Here is an 18,117-nt window from a genome sequence, read left to right on the forward strand (position 1 = left end):
CATAGAGATATATTATGTTTGAAAAAAGTAAGAAATACATTTTTATTGTAGGTTTAGTAATATTATTTTTACTAAGCTTCTATTTGTGTTTGGTTTTTGATATTAGTTTTTGGTTTGGTTTTATCATATTTGTAGCTGTTTTAGCTAGTGTTTTTATTATTGAGTGGCTAGTTAAATTCGCGATTGCTAAGTATAAAATATATAAAAAGAATGCCGACGATATTAGGAAATTCTCAAAGCAATCCTTATTAGATAGTTTTAATTCAGCTATAGATTATTCTAAAAAATATTATGCTACTCATAAAAAAAGACAATCATGGTTTGTGGTTTTTGGAGGTGCAAAGAGTGGTAAATCTAGTTTATTTAATACTGGAGATAAAAGTAAAAATGCTTATGGATATTGTTGGAGTAAGGAGAATCTTACAGCTGCAGAAATAAATGGTGATATTTTTCTAGATAAGCCCTCTAGAGCATCTATAATTTCGTGTGAGGTTTTATTAAATAATATTCGTAGAGCTATCAAGTTAAATAGGATTAATTTTAAAGGTTTTGTTATAACTGTATCTATTGAAGATCTTCAAAAAGAAAATGAATCTTTATCAACATATGCTGCAAAAATTAGATCAAGAATTGATAATTCATTTTATAAGTTGGGATTAAGATATCCAATATACATATTAATAACTAAGGCAGACAAACTTCAAGGGTTTGAGTCTTTTTCTTTAGGGCTTCCTGATAAGCTTACGAATAATGCTTTTGGTGAGTTGTTTAAAGAAATTGACCAAGTTAATAAGTCTGGTAATAGTATTGTTCAATCATGGGTTGAGAAGCTTATAAAACGAATCAAAGTTTTTAATACTGTTAGTTTGCAGACAAATGGTTCTTTGCTACCAAGAGCTTTGTTATTTGAAAAGAGTATCAAAAAAATTGAGAGTAAGTTACAAACTTTTGTCAATGAGCTTGTTAAAGAAAAACAGGACCAACCTTCTAAAGATAAACCACTATTAAGAGGTATGTTTCTGACTAGCTCAAATAGTTTAGATATTAGTAGAAATATAGATAATGGTTCTTTACTAGAGTCTGTAGGGCTTAATATTTATACTAGATCAAATAATAAAAAGTTATATGTTAGGAATCTTATTAATGATGTACTTGCTTTTGATAACGATCTTTATAAACCACTTCATAAAAAACTAAAAAGGGTCGAAAGTTACAAAAAGCTATCATTTTTCTCTTGGTGGAGCCTATTTGTAGCTATTACTATATATTTAGCTTTTGCTTATACCCATACTCTAAGGGTGTTTAACCAAATAGAAGTTTCAAATGCGCTTGAAAGTAAATCTTTTACTGGAAACTTAACAAACAATTTTGAAGTTATATCTAGTATTGATAAAAATATAAATAAAGTTAAAAAAATAAAGCAAAATTGGTTCTTTTCTATATGGCCTTATGCTTTACCATTTGATTATATTATTGATAAGTTTGAGAATAAGTATGTATATGACTTTAACAAACACATACGCGGCCAATTATCTCAAACAACTGCTGAAAGCGTAAATTTAGCCTTACAAGAAAAATATAAAAATAAATATGGAAATGTTGTTAGAAGATTACTTGAGTCAAAAATATTAATTCAAGAAAAGTTACAGGGTAATGCTTCTAATTTTGAATCATTAAGAATGCCTAGTGTTTTAATGGGGAAAACATTTGATAATAATAAATACGGCAGTTTATATAAAAAATATATTAAATGGAATGATGATAAGAAACAGCTTTTAGAAATAAAAAATCAAGATGAAGAGTTTCTTAATGGTATGGACATCCCAAATCATTCATATGATTGGCTTATATTATGGGCTAGTCAATCCACTCGTATTGCTCCTATACAACTTTCAGATTTTTGGTCTGAGTATAATGGTGAAAATGTCCCTGAGATTCAAAGTGCATTTAATATAGCAATGCTACCACATATTAATAAATTTGTAGCAAATATTGATAGATACACAATTCCATCTAAATCTGGAACTTATTCGCAGAAATTCTTTGCAAGCTATAGTTTAGCTGCATATAAAGCATGGATAAATTTTACACGAGAATTTACTGCGAATGATAATACAGTTCCAACAGAGGGAGCATGGTACACTATTTTAGAACAAAATAGCTTTGATAGTTTCTATATTAATTATGCTAATAAATTTACAACAAACTTTGACTCAGATCTATTTATTAATAAGCCGGAGTGGTTGAAATTATTTGTTAGACTAAATAAATATTTCTCACTATCAAAAATTGTTGTTGAAAAACAAGCTCAACTAAATAAAGACAGCTGGTTTAGTAAAGTAATTAATGAGTTAAATACTTCACCAGAGGAAATAGATAAACAAAAGCATATCCCAGGGTTTAGTCAAAAGGTTTTAAGTGCAGTTAATCAATATCTTTTAAGTGTATATTCTTTACAAAGTCAGGCCATAACATTAGGAGATCAACCTGCTTATCAAGCAATGCTTTCTTTAGCAAATGATAAGAAAGATAGTGCTATACCAGCAGTAAAAGATACTCATGTTGCATATACAAATTTTCAAAAATTAAAAACCGTTGTTAATGCTGATATGCCAAGCTTATCTATTAACTCTAATCATGTAACATGGGACTTCTATAAAAATAATCTAGACTTATTGTTATATGGGGTATCAAAAAAAGCATCTTGCCATATTCAATTTAAGTGGAATGAAGATATATTGAAAAAAGATAAAATATCTGGCTCAGATACAATTAGTCAGCTATATAGTAGAAAGAGCGATATTTTCAAATTTATGCAGAAATATGTCTATCCTTTTGTACAATATAATGTTGCTACAAAATCGTTTGCTCCGAAAGAAATATATGGGCAAAAGATTGAATTCTCGAAAGAAGCGTATAAGTATTTAAATAATGAAGTTTACTATAGAAATATGGTAGATGTAGCACGTAATTTAGAGAGTTCTTTGGAAAACCAAGGAAACAAGACTATGATTCATACAGATCCTGTAAGTGTTAATAAAGGAGCAAAAGTATTACCTTATTCTACAGTTTATAGTTTCGTATGTAATGGAAAGAAAGAGACCTTTACGAACTATAATACCTCTTTTGATTTTGCTATACCTAGTAAGGTCTTAAGCTGTAAATATATTTCTATTCAGGTTAATTTTAAAGGTATTAATAGCTTCTCAGCAACTAAGACTTTTACTGGTAAATATCCTATTTTAGAATTACTAGCAGATTTAAATAAAAATGGGAATTTAGTAGTCAATTCAGATTTGTTTGCAGATCCAGCTAATGAGCTAGAAGCATATGGAATAACTCATGTTACAATTCCAATAGCTCTCAAGGATATGAAGTTACCATCTATGATTGAAAACTATAAAAAGAATAAAAATCTTTTAATGAAAAATAATCTTCAAGGTCAGAACTTTGATATAAGCCCATGTTGGAAATAGTATATTGTAAATATAAGGGGTGCCATGGATTTAATTAAATATAAAGAACTTGTTTATTCAAATTCTGAAGATCAGAAGACCTTAACCTCTAGTTGTAGAAATGGCGATAATTTTCTAAAATTAAAAAAAATATTTTCAAACTTAAATGATCCTAATACTTCTAGTACTGTTATAAACTGGACTGAAATATGCGATCTGTCTGCAAAGATTTTAGCTAATGAAAGCAGAGACTTACAGGTTGCATGTTATTTTTGTGCAGCAGTAATGCATAAGTTTGAAATAAAAGGTTTAAATATAGGTCTAGAATATATTAATCACCTTATAGTTAATTCTTGGGAGAATATTTATCCACCAGTTAGTCGTATTAATGGTCGCTGGTTAGCTATAGAATGGTTGATTGAAGAAATGCATGCTTATTTTGATTCTTTGGATAGCAAAACATTTATTGAAACAGAATCTTTAATTGATCAATTAAAGATTCTCGATAGCAATATGGTTAAGCTTGATAATGAAAGTCAAAGTTTATTTTTTCTAATAAAAAAATCTCAAAAATTTATACATACTGAATCTGAACCTACGCCTAAATCAGAAAGTAATACTAATATAGGTATAGTTTCAAATGATAGCGTAGCAGTCGAAGAATCAAATGATGAAATAACCTCTATAGATAATGCGTATGAGCAAATAAATCTAAGCTTTAGAATACTTGACAAAGTTAGTTTGTATTTTTCTTCAGTGAAAGATATTAAACAAGAGGATAACCTAGAAAAAATTAGAATTTTGATCTTATCTGTTTGGCAAACTATCAAACAACTTCCAGAGTATGATGATAAGCAAAATACTCAACTAAACTATCCTCATGAATCAAATTTAGAACAACTTAATGTTTTACTTAGCTCAAATAATCATCAAGGTGTAGTAGATATCTGCCAAGATTGGATTCGTGATTATCCTTATTGGTTTGATCTTTATAGAACAATTTATGATTCAATGATGAGATTAACAGGATATACTGATGTCGCAAAACAAATACAATCTGAAGTTAGGGCAATTATTTTTAGATTTCCAAAACTTGTTGATATTAAATTTTCAAATGGAAAGCAAATTATAACTCAAGAAACTCTTCAATGGGTTATGCAGGACTTAGATAATATTTTTGATAAGTTTGGAGTTAAACAGAGTAGTTTTAGCGAAAATAATATTAAAACAAATAGTTTTGATGAAGAGTTATTAAAACTAGATAAATACTTTGGAGATGAGAAGTTATCTAAACTTTTAGATTTAGAGAAAAGTATTGAAGATATTAATAAGTCTCAACAAATTCTTTTACAGACAAATATATTGCAAGAACTTTTAGACCAGGAGAAAGATTTTTTTCTATTAAAAGGTTATTCGGATATGTTGTTGGAAGAGTTTAATTATTTTCATATAGATAAATGGGATTTACAATTAGCTAGTAAATTACTGTACACAATAATAACAGCAAAGAGAAGATTACAAGATAATTGTGAAGAATTATATAAGAAGTTATGTAAGATTGATATTAAAACAGCCATGAAGCTGTAATCTCAAAGTATTTGTGAATATAATTGAATTAACTACTTATTAAAAGGATTGTTATGCATATAAGTGAACGTCGAAAATGGTATATTGGTTTAGGCATTTTCGTAATAATAGTTTTATTGTCTCTTTCTTTATTTCATGCTTCAATATGGTTTAGTATAGGGTTTATAGCTATCTTAGCAATAATAGCAATATATGATCTTACTCAGAAAAGTCATTCTATTTTGAGGAATTTCCCAATACTTGGACATATTCGCTATATTTTAGAATTCTTACGTCCGGAAATTCAGCAGTATTTTATCGCTGATAATGAGAGTGAGAAGCCTTTTAACAGAGAGCAGCGCTCTACTATTTATCGTCGTGCCAAAGGAGTCAATGATACTGGTGCTTTTGGTACAGAAAAAGATATTTATAAAATAGGCTATGAATGGGTTACACATTCATTAGCACCTAAGCATTTAGATGAAGTTGAAACTCGAGTTAAGTTTGGTGGGCCTGATTGTAAACAACCATATATGGCATCTCATTTAAATATTTCTTCGATGAGTTTTGGAGCTTTATCAGGGAATGCTATTATGGCTTTAAATAAAGGAGCAAAACTAGGTGGATTCTGTCACAGTACTGGTGAGGGTGGTTTGACAGACTATCATTTACAAGGTGGTGATCTTGTTTATCAAATCGGTACAGGATATTTTAGTTGTCGTACACCAGATGGTAAATTCTCTCCAGAAAAATTTGCTGAGAAGGCTAATTTAGAAAGTGTAAAAATGATAGAAATTAAGTTATCTCAAGGAGCTAAACCTTCTCATGGAGGAGTATTACCAGCAGCTAAGATTACACCAGAAATAGCCAAAATAAGAGGTGTACCTATGGGAGAAGATGTTTTATCACCTCCTGCTCATAGTGCTTTTTCAACTCCAATAGAGTTTTGTCACTTTATTAAAGAGGTTAGAGATTTATCTGGAGGCAAACCTGTTGGATTTAAACTATGTATTGGTAGCCATGTTGAATTTCTTTCTATATGTAAAGCCATGTTAGAAACTGGTATAAAACCAGACTTTATAACAGTTGATGGTGCAGATGGAGGAACTGGAGCTGCTCCTGTAGAGTTTGCTAATCATATTGGTATGCCTTTAGAGGACAGTGTGATTTTTGTACATAATGCATTGGTTGGATGCGGAATACGTGATGATATTCGTATAATAGCTAGTAGTAAAGTTGCTTCGGGTTTTGATATGGTTCGATTATTTGCTATGGGTGCTGATACTTGTAACTCTGCTCGAGCTATGATGCTAACTATAGGTTGTATTCAGTCTCGTCAATGTAACAATAATACTTGTCCAGTTGGAGTAGCTACTCAAAATCCACGTTTAGAGAAAGCTCTAGTTGTAGATGAGAAAAAACATCGTGTTTATAATTTCCATAAAGCAACTATTAAATCATGTGCAGAAATTATTGGTGCAATGGGGTTAACTTCTGCGAAAGATGTTGGACCGGAAAATTTGAAGAAGCGTATATCTGTTAATGAGGTTAAGTCGTATATTGATTTATATGATTTTATCCCTGAAAATTCCTTAGTTGAAGGAAATGTTCCAAAAAGCTTTAAGAGGTCTTGGGAGAAAGCTCAAGCATCTTCATTCTAAATAATCTAAGTATATTTAAAGTATTTTGTTAAAATAATAATTATAAATATTCTTATCTAAGAAAAATGTCATTATATACCTATCCATCAAATAAGCTAGAGTATTTGGTTAGAGTTTTATCTAAACTTTTAGATCTTGAAAAAAAAGATTTATTTACTCCAACACAATTAATAGTTGGTAGTCGAGGTATGCAACATTGGTTGAGTATGCAGTTAGCAGAGACACGCGATATTGCTATGAATCTCAAGTACGACATGATTAATGGTTATATTTTAGATATTTGCTATGAGTTAACGAATAATCATGAATATAAAAAAGCTTATACAAAAGATATTTTAGCTTGGCGAATTTTTAAACATTTAGATAGTATTGATAATGATAAGCTTAAAGAATACTATAAAAATAGTGATCTAAAAAAATATCAATTATCAGCAAAAGTAGCTGAAGTTTTTTCAAAATATTTAGCCTATCGCACCGACTGGTTAGAAGCTTGGGAACAGAATAAATTTATAAATCCTACTAAAGAAGAAATAGATGAGCTTTGGCAAATGCAACTCTGGCAAAGACTAGTTGCAGAAGTTCCAGCAACTCCATATAAAATACAAGCCCAAGCATTAGAGTTATTAAGTAAAGAAAGTTTAAAAAATATAAATGTTCCTAATAGTATCTATATTTTTGGTATAAATAGTATTTCAAAGAAAAATCTTAATTTTATATTTGCATTAGCTAAGTACATTGATGTGAATATTTTGTATATTAATCCCTGTAGTGAATATTGGTATGATTTAAAGAAAGATAAAGTTTCTGCTTGGTTAGATAATGATGATTATGAGATCCAGCCTCTTTTGGCAAATTTAGGTCAGCAGGGTAAAGAGTTTTTTAATGAGTTATTAGATAATGAGGAAAAAAGTGAACTAGAAGTATTTGAGAGGTTTGATAAGGGACATTTAAATTTTGCAAAGCTTGAAGATAATAATCAAAGTCAACTAGTTAGTCTACAGCGTAATTTACTTGAGCTTAATTGTCAAAATTATGCCCAACAAAAAGATATATCAATAAGTATTAATTCCTGTCATAGCCCACTTAGAGAAGTGCAAGTACTACATGATAGGCTCTTAGATATGATAAAGGATAATCCAGATATCAAACCTCGTGATATTTTGGTGATGTGTCCGAATATTGAGGATTATTCACCATATATTGATAGTGTATTTTCTAGATATGCCGAGGATAAAAAGCTACCGTGTTCAATAGCAGATAGAACACTACTTGATTCAGAACCATTAGCAGCTAGTTTTATAGAACTTCTACAGTTGCCAGAGAGTGATTTTGAGGTTAATAAAATATTAGATTATTTATCAGTTCCAGCAATACAGCATAAATTTAAAATCTCAAATGAGCAGTTAGAAACTATACGCTATTGGTTAAAAGAGGCGTGTATCCATCATAGTAATAGTGGTGAGACATTCTCATGGAGTTGGGGCTTAAAGAGGTTAATGCTTGGATTTAGTTATAGTGATGAGAACTATATTGTTAATGATAGTTTGATGACCGTACCTATTATCGAGGGTAGTGAAGTAGCTGAATTAGGAGGACTATATGAGTTATTAGAGCTTTTAGCAGCTTACTCTGAGGAGCTACTTGAAACTAGGGGCCTTGAGGATTGGCATAGCTATCTTTTAGAGATGTTTGATAATGTTTTTGATATCACACAAGAAGAGCAATATATTGCTAAAAAAATAAAGGATATTATAGCTAGGACAGTTGAGACTGCTAAAGAAATATCTGCTGATATACTTATTGATTTATATACGATTAGATATTGTTTAATTTCACAGTTATCTGAGCCAATTATTAATAACCACTTTCTTAATGGTAAAGTTACTTTCTGCTCAATGACACCAATGCGAAGTATACCATTTAAGGTTGTGGCTATGCTTGGTTTAAATAATGGTAAATTTCCACGCCAAGAATCAGCAATTAGTTTTGATCTAATGGCAAGGCTAGGTAGAAGAGCATGTGATAGAACTAAGCGAGATGATGATAGATATTTATTCTTAGAGGCAATATTATCAGCACGAGATTATTTATATTTTAGTTATCTAGGTAGAAGTGTTAAGACAAATGTTGAGCAACAGCCTAGCTTAGTTCTTAAGGAGTTAATTAGTTATTTGAGAACGAATTATAGTTGGCAATATGAGGATATAAAAGAATATCCACTACATGCTTTTAGTCCGAAATGTTATGCAGATAATTATAGAAGTTATGATGAGGCTTGGTTGAAGTTGCTACAGGCAGAATCTAAGCATTTTTATGATTTTAAAAAAACTACCCCGTCTTGCTTACGCAATCCACCCCTTCACGAAGCGAAGGGGAATGCTAATAACTCTGTCATTCCGTCAGGCTTGACCACGGAATCCATCAATAACGAGCATAGTTATACCCGCGCGCATTCGACTCCGCTCAGTGATCTTGTTCAGGATGACTGTTGTAGTAAACTACCACAAAGTCTAACAATATCTAAATTAGCTAAGGTTTTTGAAAATCCTTTAAAAGTATATGCAAACTATAGTTTAGATCTTTATCTAGAAGATAATTTTGAAGAGTTAGAAGATAGCGAACCATTTGATATTGATAGTCTAGATAAACATAAATTTAAACAAGATTTACTAAACACTCTTGTGAATGAGAAAGACAAAGAATTAACCATAAAACCAGCTAAGCTAAGTGGTAAGCTTCCAGAATCTGTACTTACTGAAGATGAGATTAATAATGAAGTTGAGAATATTCAAAAGCTATTAGATAAGGCGAATTTAGCAAATTATGAGTCTAAATATTTTCATCAAGAGATATTGAGATATGAGTTAGAAGCTAATTGTTATATCAAAGATAATCAAGTCTTACTACATACAATTTCTACTTTTAGTATAAAATATAAGTTTGAGTTATATTTGACAGCACTGTTAGTGGCATTATCAGAGCAACAAGATATCTCTGCTACTTATGTCTATTTTGATAAAGACAAAAATCAAGCAGATGATATTACTTTTGCTATAAGTCATTTAGGAGCAAAAGAATTATTAGAGAAATATCTCATAAATGCTCAAACGATAGTATCTAAGCCAAGTTTAGTACATTTAGATTTAGCTAAAGCTATAATGGAATATGTAAAAGAAAGTAAGAAAAAAGAGGCAAATCTTGTTAGAAAAACAACTAAGCAAAAGCAACAAGCTTGGGATGGTGTAATCAAGTCTTCAGAGACTAATTACAAAGCATTAGAGAATAATAGTTATTTCAAACTTTTTTATAATGAGCAACCCAAAATAGAAGATTTTGAAGGTGAAGAAATTTATAGAGACTTTTTTGAGGTTTTGAATAGGGAGTTAATATGGGTATAGCGATAACAGACATAGCTTCAGTCGTGGCAATTATCTCAGCTTTAATAACACCTGTGGTTTTTATTTTTCTGAATAAAAATATTTTCTTTTTTACAAGAGAAAAGTCAAGGAAAGAGCTTTTTGAAATGTTAGACCTTTTTGAAAGAGTAGAAGGAAAAGCTAAGAGAGGCTACTATGTAACAGTTATCAGGATAAAATTACAGATATACTTATCAAAAATATTACAAAAAAATGTTAGTTTAAAAATTAAAAATAGATTTCAAGCAAGTCAGCTAGAGAAATTATTATCATATCTAGAAGACTATGAAATATATAAACTTGCAAAAACTAATTTATTAAAGGTAACTAATAAAGAAATAGCAATATTAGATTATAGTAAAGGAGATTTTAAGAATAGATTTATATTTAAAATTTTACCAAGCTTTTCTATTATGATTATATGTTTATCTATTGGTTTATTCATGATTGTATACTTAGGTATAGATAAAAAAATTATTAGTTTTAGAGTTAGTGGGTTTGTTTTTTTGGTAATAGGTTACTTTATGGAAATTGTTGGTTTGATGCAATTAAATCTTTATTTCTCTAAGAGAGAATATAATAATCTTTGCATGAAAGTTACAGACATGAAGTTTTTTATTCATAATAGCTTCACTGAGGAAGAGTCGTTTAAAATATCACACTTATACAAAAACATCTATATAAGTTTTGAAGTTGCAATAGCGGCATGTTTATGTTTTTTATTTGGTTTCTATGTATCTAATTTATTACATGGAGGGCAGTCGATCATTGGGGGATTCTGGTGTTTGATCACTGTATCTACAATACTACAGCTAAGTGTTAAAGATTCTTATTCGGCTGCTTTTCAAATATTTGTTGGATCAGTTATTGGAGGAATTACAGCTTTTATATTTACATCTATATTTGGATATTATTATTTAGTGATGATTTTAGCTGTGGCTATTAGTGTTTTTATTACAGCAAGCATTGGTCTTGAGAATGCTGTGAAAATGAGTAGTGCAAATGCTGGTGTGATAGTAGCCTTAGGTTTATATCAACCAACTTATTCTCCTTTTGTAAATACTGGATTACGTTTGATAGAGACTTTTAGTGGTACAGCAATAGCTTTATTTTTTATATTTATAAGTAGGATTTTTAAGGTAAGGTCAGATTAAAAGAGGTTCTAAAAATATTATTTCTTAAAGATTTGATTTATCTATGTTATGAATAATCATTATTGTTAATTTTCATAATATTTTAATACAAATGCTAGAGATAAATTGCAAACATATAGGCTTAGTATAATAATACCTGTACGCGTGAACAATGTTAACGTAAAGGTCAAGAGGCTCTATGTATTTAAATAAATACGAAAAATCAGGTATGTTCTGGGTACCAACTACTTATTTTATGGAAGGATTTCCTTATATTCTTATATTCGTAGTATCAAGTATTATGTTTAAGAATTTAGGGGTGGGTAATGCAGCAATTACATCATATACAAGCTTGTTTTTATTTCCATCATTAGTGATGCCATTTTTAGCTGTCTTTTTAGATATATATAAATCTAATAGGTGGTGGATATATATGACAGAGCTACTATTAGCTTTATTTATTTTATTAATAATCTTAGCACTTAGTAGTTCATCGTTTTTCTCCATAACAATAGCATTATTTTTCTTACTTTCTATTAATAGTAATACTCATGATATGTCTGTTGATGGTAACTATGTTTCAAATCTTCCTACAGAAAGACAGTCTTTTTTCTTAGGGTTTCAGTCTGTATTTGTTGTCTTAGGAAAGTTTTTTTCACAAGGATTTTTAGTTATATTATCAGGTATTGTTTTTAGTTATACTCATAACTACTTTATTGCATGGCAGATATCATTATCTGTAGCGGCTATAGCAGCATTATGTCTTGCGATATATCATTTTTTTGTACTACCTGAGAGACCGAATAGCTATAAAAAGCAAAGTGTAGATGCTTTGATCCCAAAAGAAGGAGTTATAAAACGGATATATCAAATTTATAAGTCATTTTTCCAGCTTGAAGGAATATGGATAGGCTTAGTATTTATCGTGTTATATAAGCTTGGAGAACTATTAGTTTCAGCAATATTTCCACTTTTTCTTATAGATACTCATGTTCATGGAGGTATGGGTCTAAGTAATGCCTCAGTAGGATTTGCCTATGGTACTGTTGTGGTGCCATTTACAATTATCGCAGGGCTATTAGGAGGCTACCTTATATATAAGAAGGGACTAAAATTTTGGTTGATACCTATGGTGTTGATTATGAATATTCCACATGGTTTATTTATAATACTAGCACATGATCCAAACCTAAGTTATAGCACAGTATTAGTATTTATTATAATTGAAAAGTTTTGTTTTACATTTGCTGTATGTGCATATGTTATCTTTATGATGTATCTAATAAGAAATAGTAGTTATAAAACATCTCATTTTGCATTTTTTTCAGGGTTTATAACTTTAGTACAGATTCCAATACGTGCGGTTAGTGGTTATATTCAAGAATTAGTCGGCTATGAATGGACATTTATCTTTATCTTTTTAATTGTCGTGCCTTTACTGATTTGTGTAAGGTTTATAAAAGTAGATTCTAACTATGGAAAGAAAGACGCTTAGGTTATAATTATTTTAGTCAATTTCTATAATCTCAAAAGGTTTAAGACTAAAATTAGTAAGTATGAAAAACCTAGATGCAAAAATAATACCCCTACAAGGTCACCATATAATCGAGGCAAGTGCAGGTACTGGGAAAACTTATAATATCACTGAGTTATATATTCGCCTATTATTAGAAAAAAAGTTGCTACCTAGTCAAATTCTTGTAATGACATTTACAAAAGATGCTACCCAAGAGATCATAGGTAGAGTTGAAGCTAAGATCAGAGAAGTATTAGCTAGCTATACGGATGAGAAAAAAGAATTTGATAGTGAAAATTATAAACATCTAAAACGAGCATTACTTGAGATAGATGAAGCAGCTATATTTACAATACATGGTTTCTGTAAAAAAGTTTTAAGTGAGCAAGCTTTTGCAAGCGGTATGGAGATGGATGTCTCAATGGAAGTTGATACTTCAGATATCTTGCAAAAAGTAGTTGAGAATTTCTTTAGAAAACATATCAATAAAAATAAAGCTAACTTTGAATACCTAAAAGCATATAACTTACATACTCCAGAGAAGTTTTTAGATAGAAATGGTTTGTTAAATGTTATTAAGTCTAATTATGAGATTCTTAATGTAAGTGAGAATGATTTTTTTCAGCAGAAAAAAGTAATATTTCAAAAACTAGATAAACATTCATCAGAAATAGAGCAAGGAATAATATTTAATACAAATAAAAAAAATAAAGCTCATGATGCTGAGGTTACTAAAAGAAAATCTGAGTTCGATTGCTTAAAATCCTGGTTATCACAAAGAAAAATCACCACAATACCCAAAGAAGCAAAAGATTTTGCAAAATTAACTAGGATTAAAAATGATGATACTTTAAAAAAGATATTTGCAGAATGGTATGATTTATTTATAGGTAGAAGTAAGACTAGCTTCTCAAGTGGAAAAGATGCTTTTTATAAAGATTCAATTGACAAAGATGAGCAGGTTGAGTCATTTATAAATAAACTCAAATCTAATGAGTTTATTAAACAATTTTGTTTAAAAATCCGCCAAGATTTTGTGAAGGCTAAAGAACAGAAAGGTGTTTTAGATTTTAATGATTTAATTACCAAGCTTTGTCAAAGTGTTAAGAATTCACCAGATTTAGTTAAAACTCTACAGGCACAGTATCCAGTAGCTCTTATTGATGAGTTTCAAGATACAGATGCAGAGCAGTATGAAATATTAGACACCATTTATCCTAAAGATAGAGAAGATTTATTATTACTTATGATTGGTGATCCTAAACAGGCAATTTATGGCTTTAGAGGTGGAGATATCTTTACATATCTAAAAGCCAAAAATAGTTGTCTAGAAGAAAATCAATGGAGTATGGATACTAACTGGCGCTCAACTAGAGAGATGATAAAAGCCTATAATCGTCTTTTTTATAAAAAGGATTATAAACCAGAAGATGAGGGAAAACTTGGGGAAAATATATTTAGTGAAGGTATTGGCTATCAGATTGTTAAAGCATCATCAAAAGCAAATGAAAAAGCTAGAGACTTTGAAGATGGTTTAAAGCCGATAAACTATTTCTACTATGAAGTGTCGGAAGAAGATAAGAAAAATGATATTGATAAGAATTTATCAGCATGGACAGCAAATGAGATTGTTAGATTATTAAACTCCAAAAAAGTAGTAGAAAATGATATTGCTATACTAGTTGAAACTGGTATTCAAGCCAAAGAAATTCAGCAAGCTTTGAGTAATAAAAAATTAAGTTCAGTTTATCTAAGCCAAAGGGATAATGTCTACCATAGCCAAGAAGCTACAGAGATATTAGCTGTTATGGAGGGTATTAATGATCTTGAGAATAAATCTTTATTAAAAAAAGCACTTTCAACTAGTCTTTTAGGTGGTAGTGCTGATAAATTTATAAGATATACAGACGATGATGATATCTCAGCATGGGATGAGGAAATAGAAAAAGCTAAAAGTTTGCGTATGAAATGGCATAAATATGGTTTTATGGCTTTTATAATGCAACTAATTCATGAGAGTTTTAGTCAAAGAGACGATTCAAAAGAAAGAACTATCACAAATATACTACATTTAGCAGAGCTTATAAAAATAGCTGAGAATAAATATAAACATCCAAATCAACTTATTAAGTGGTATCGTCAGCAGCTTAAAAATACTGCTACTAGTGAAGGTGAGCTTAGATTAGAAAGTGATGATAATCTTATTAAAATAATTACGATACATGGTTCAAAAGGACTTGAGTATTCAGTTGTTTTTATACCTTTTGCAAGCTATATAGGTTCTAAAAAACTTAGCTTAAATAATTCTAATAAATATTATGATAATAACTTAGAGCAGATTGTTTATAAAATTGGTAAAGATGATGCGACTAAAAAGCTAGTTGAGCAAGAAACGATACAGGAGTTAATGAGACTATTTTATGTTGCAGTAACTCGAGCTGAACATAGATGTTATATTGGCGTAGCTAAATATTCTAATAGTGAGAATTCATCTATAGCACAGTTTTTAGGGTATGAAAAAGATGAAAGTTGGTTAGAAAAAGTACAAAAAATCACAGCTAATCCAGATAATCAAAGTTTGCTATTAGAGATAAATAATTTTGAAAGCTTAGAGCTTAAAAATATAAATAAAACTGAAATTAATCAGCAGCTTCAAGCTAATGAAATAGCTAAATTAACAGATGATAATTGGGAGATGTTATCTTTCTCAAAAATATCTAAATCAAAAGCACAAAATACAGCTTTAGAAAAAGAAAATGATGAGTCAGAAGATAGTCAAGTTCAAGAATCTCAAGATGAACTAGAGTTTAGATTTACAGCTCCTAAAGGTGCTGATATAGGTAATATATTGCATAATGTTTTAGAGCATACGGATTTTAGTGCAGGTTTTGTTGATGATGCTCTTTTGCAAGAACAAATGGATAGGTATAGAGTAGTTGCAGCGGAGGATTTTGATAATTTAAAAGCTTGGTTAGAAGAATGTTTAGTTGCAGAGATTAAGCCTATAAAAAATAGTGACATTTCAGAATCTGATTCAAAATTGTTAAACTCTAATGAAGATATTCAATATAGCTTATTTGATGGTAGCGGTGAGGTGCCAAAACAATCTCAGCATAATGTAGCTAAGAAAAGCTTTTGTTTAAAAGATATTCCAAACTCAAAAACTCTTAAGGAAGCGGAATTCTACTTTCCTATTACTAATGAGAAGCTTTATAAAAATAATATTATTAGGATCTTAGAAGAATATCGTAATAACTCAATAATGGTTGATGAACTAAGTAATTATAAAATCTTTGGTATGCTACATGGTTTTATAGATTTGGTTTTTGAGTATGATGGTAAGTTCTATGTCGCGGATTATAAATCAAATTATCTTGGTGATAAATTAGAAGACTATAATCAGCAAGCTATGCAGGAGAAAAATCAAAGTAGTTTTTATGATTTACAGTATCTAATATATAGTGTTGCGTTAAATAAATATCTAAAACAAAATATTCCAAATTATAATTTCGAGAAGCATTTTGGTGGCGTATATTATTTCTATTTACGTGGTATGAAAAATGGTTATGGAGTATACCAGGCTAGTCCATCTTTTGAAATTATTAGTAAATTATCTAATTTACTAAATGGAGGTTCCAATGTATAAGACTTTCCATAAAGCTAAAGAGAGATTAGCAGATATACAAGCTGTAGATTTTTTCTTTGCTAAAGAAGTATTGGCTTTGATTAATTCTCAGAATATACGATTAGAGAACAGTTCTAAAGATACTTTATTTCATTTATTAATGGAGCTTATGTCAGCATATAGTTTTGGACATAGCTGTATTAAGATAAAAGATTTAGCAGATAAGATTTTATTTGCTTCACAAGATGATGAGCAAGAGCTTAGAGAAGGGTATAAGATACCTAGTTATAAGGAGCTTATAGATATTTTGGACTCTATAACTTATACAAAACTCCCTATTTATTTTGCTAAAGATTTTGATTCCTTATATATTAAAAGACTCTGGTGTTATGAGGAAGAAATTGCAGAATTTATTAGACAAAAAACTAGCAAAAACATAGCTTGCAGTGATAATGCTAAACTTAATGAGATCGTATCTGGATTGTTTGAAACTACTGAGGAGATAGATTATCAAAAACAAGCTGTCTTAAATAGCTTTAATTATGACTTTAGCATAATTTCTGGAGGACCAGGAACAGGTAAAACAACTACTGTAGCAAAGTTACTATTAGCTATGCAAATGTTTAATGATTCACAACAAAAAGTAGCACTTTTAGCACCTACAGGTAAAGCGGCACAGCGAATGACTGAGTCCTTAAAGCGATCATTAGAACAACAAAATACTAACATTTTACAAATCAAAGATGAGTCAATAGCATATCTAAAAAACTTAGAAGCTCAGACAATACATCGCTTTTTAGGCTTACGTCCAAATTCAAAATATATTAAGTATCATAAAGAATCAAAAGCTCCTTATGATGTGATTATTGTAGATGAAGCATCTATGTTAGATATAAATATCTTTATCAAACTTATACGAGCTGTTAGTGAGAATACTAAACTAATATTATTAGGAGATATTAATCAATTACCATCAGTAGAAGTAGGAAGCCTTTTAGCAAGCTTAACTGTTGACATAACTGGAAATATACCAAGCTATACGACTAAGCTTCTAAAGAATTATCGTTCACAGCAAAATATAAATAATCTTGCAAATAGTGTATTGATGGGTGAGGTTTTACAAGCAGAGCATGAGAGTGAGAATATCAAATTCTATGACTCTAAAGATATAGAAAAATTCTTTAGAAACTATGCAGATAAATATAAAGCTTTAGAAAAATGTAGTAGCTATAAAGAGGCTTTGGAAGTGCTAAGTAAATTTAGAATATTAGTAGCAAATAAAAATTTAGATATTGGTACAGATAAGCTAAATCAGAAGATTGAGAAATTATTAGGTAAAACAATAGGTTCTAACTATAAAGCCAGACCTATTATGATAACGCAAAATAGCTATTCATTAGGTTTGTTTAATGGAGATATTGGCATTATTTGGCCAGACTCAAGTGGTAGACTTCGAGCGTATTTTGATGGTAAAGATGATAGGGTTTTTTCTTTGAATATGCTTCCTAATTATGAAACAGTATATGTAATGACAATTCACAAAACTCAAGGCTCAGAATTTGATGAAGTTGCTATTATATTACCTGATAATGATAATGAAGCTTTAACAAAACAGCTTATATATACAGCGATAACTAGAGCTAAGAGCAAATTAGACATAGTTAGCCAATTAAAGATATTCAATAAAGTTATAAAAAAATCAGTAACTAGAAATTCAAATATACAACATCTAATAGAGTGAGAAT

General features: G+C 29.9%; 8 protein-coding genes. All 8 read left to right on the forward strand.

Annotated elements, in window-relative coordinates; all coding sequences use genetic code 11:
- Positions 1-14: 14 nt before the first annotated feature.
- The 8 genes from R8535_RS00165 (at position 15) to recD (ending at position 18,113) form a co-directional block, all read left to right on the forward strand.
- The gene (locus R8535_RS00165) at positions 15-3,476 is read left to right on the forward strand and encodes a type VI secretion system protein (RefSeq protein ID WP_329495387.1); all 3,462 of its coding nucleotides are present in this window, start codon (positions 15-17) and stop codon (positions 3,474-3,476) included.
- A gap of 24 nt (positions 3,477-3,500) precedes the next feature.
- Positions 3,501-5,042, forward strand: coding sequence for a TssA family type VI secretion system protein (locus R8535_RS00170; protein WP_329495389.1), 1,542 nt, complete (start codon positions 3,501-3,503; stop codon positions 5,040-5,042).
- Positions 5,043-5,095: 53 nt separating this feature from the next.
- Complete coding sequence (locus tag R8535_RS00175; protein WP_329495392.1) at positions 5,096-6,682, forward strand: FMN-binding glutamate synthase family protein; 1,587 nt, start codon at positions 5,096-5,098, stop codon at positions 6,680-6,682.
- Positions 6,683-6,747: 65 nt separating this feature from the next.
- Complete coding sequence (gene recC / locus R8535_RS00180) at positions 6,748-10,080, forward strand: exodeoxyribonuclease V subunit gamma (RefSeq protein WP_329495395.1); 3,333 nt, start codon at positions 6,748-6,750, stop codon at positions 10,078-10,080.
- Between the two features lie 623 nt (positions 10,081-10,703).
- Complete coding sequence (locus R8535_RS00185; RefSeq protein WP_329495513.1) at positions 10,704-11,252, forward strand: FUSC family protein; 549 nt, start codon at positions 10,704-10,706, stop codon at positions 11,250-11,252.
- 178 nt (positions 11,253-11,430) lie between these two features.
- On the forward strand, positions 11,431-12,726 hold the full coding sequence (locus R8535_RS00190) for an MFS transporter (RefSeq protein WP_329495399.1): 1,296 nt from the start codon (positions 11,431-11,433) through the stop codon (positions 12,724-12,726).
- Between the two features lie 61 nt (positions 12,727-12,787).
- Positions 12,788-16,393, forward strand: coding sequence for a UvrD-helicase domain-containing protein (locus R8535_RS00195; protein ID WP_329495401.1), 3,606 nt, complete (start codon positions 12,788-12,790; stop codon positions 16,391-16,393).
- Positions 16,386-18,113: an exodeoxyribonuclease V subunit alpha gene (gene recD, locus R8535_RS00200; RefSeq protein ID WP_329495403.1), complete on the forward strand. Its 1,728-nt coding sequence runs from the start codon at positions 16,386-16,388 to the stop codon at positions 18,111-18,113. Before R8535_RS00195 ends, recD begins: the two co-directional genes overlap by 8 nt.
- The last annotated feature ends 4 nt before the right edge of the window (positions 18,114-18,117 follow it).

This window comes from Francisella sp. 19S2-4, assembly GCF_036281795.1.
Classification (GTDB): domain Bacteria; phylum Pseudomonadota; class Gammaproteobacteria; order Francisellales; family Francisellaceae; genus Francisella.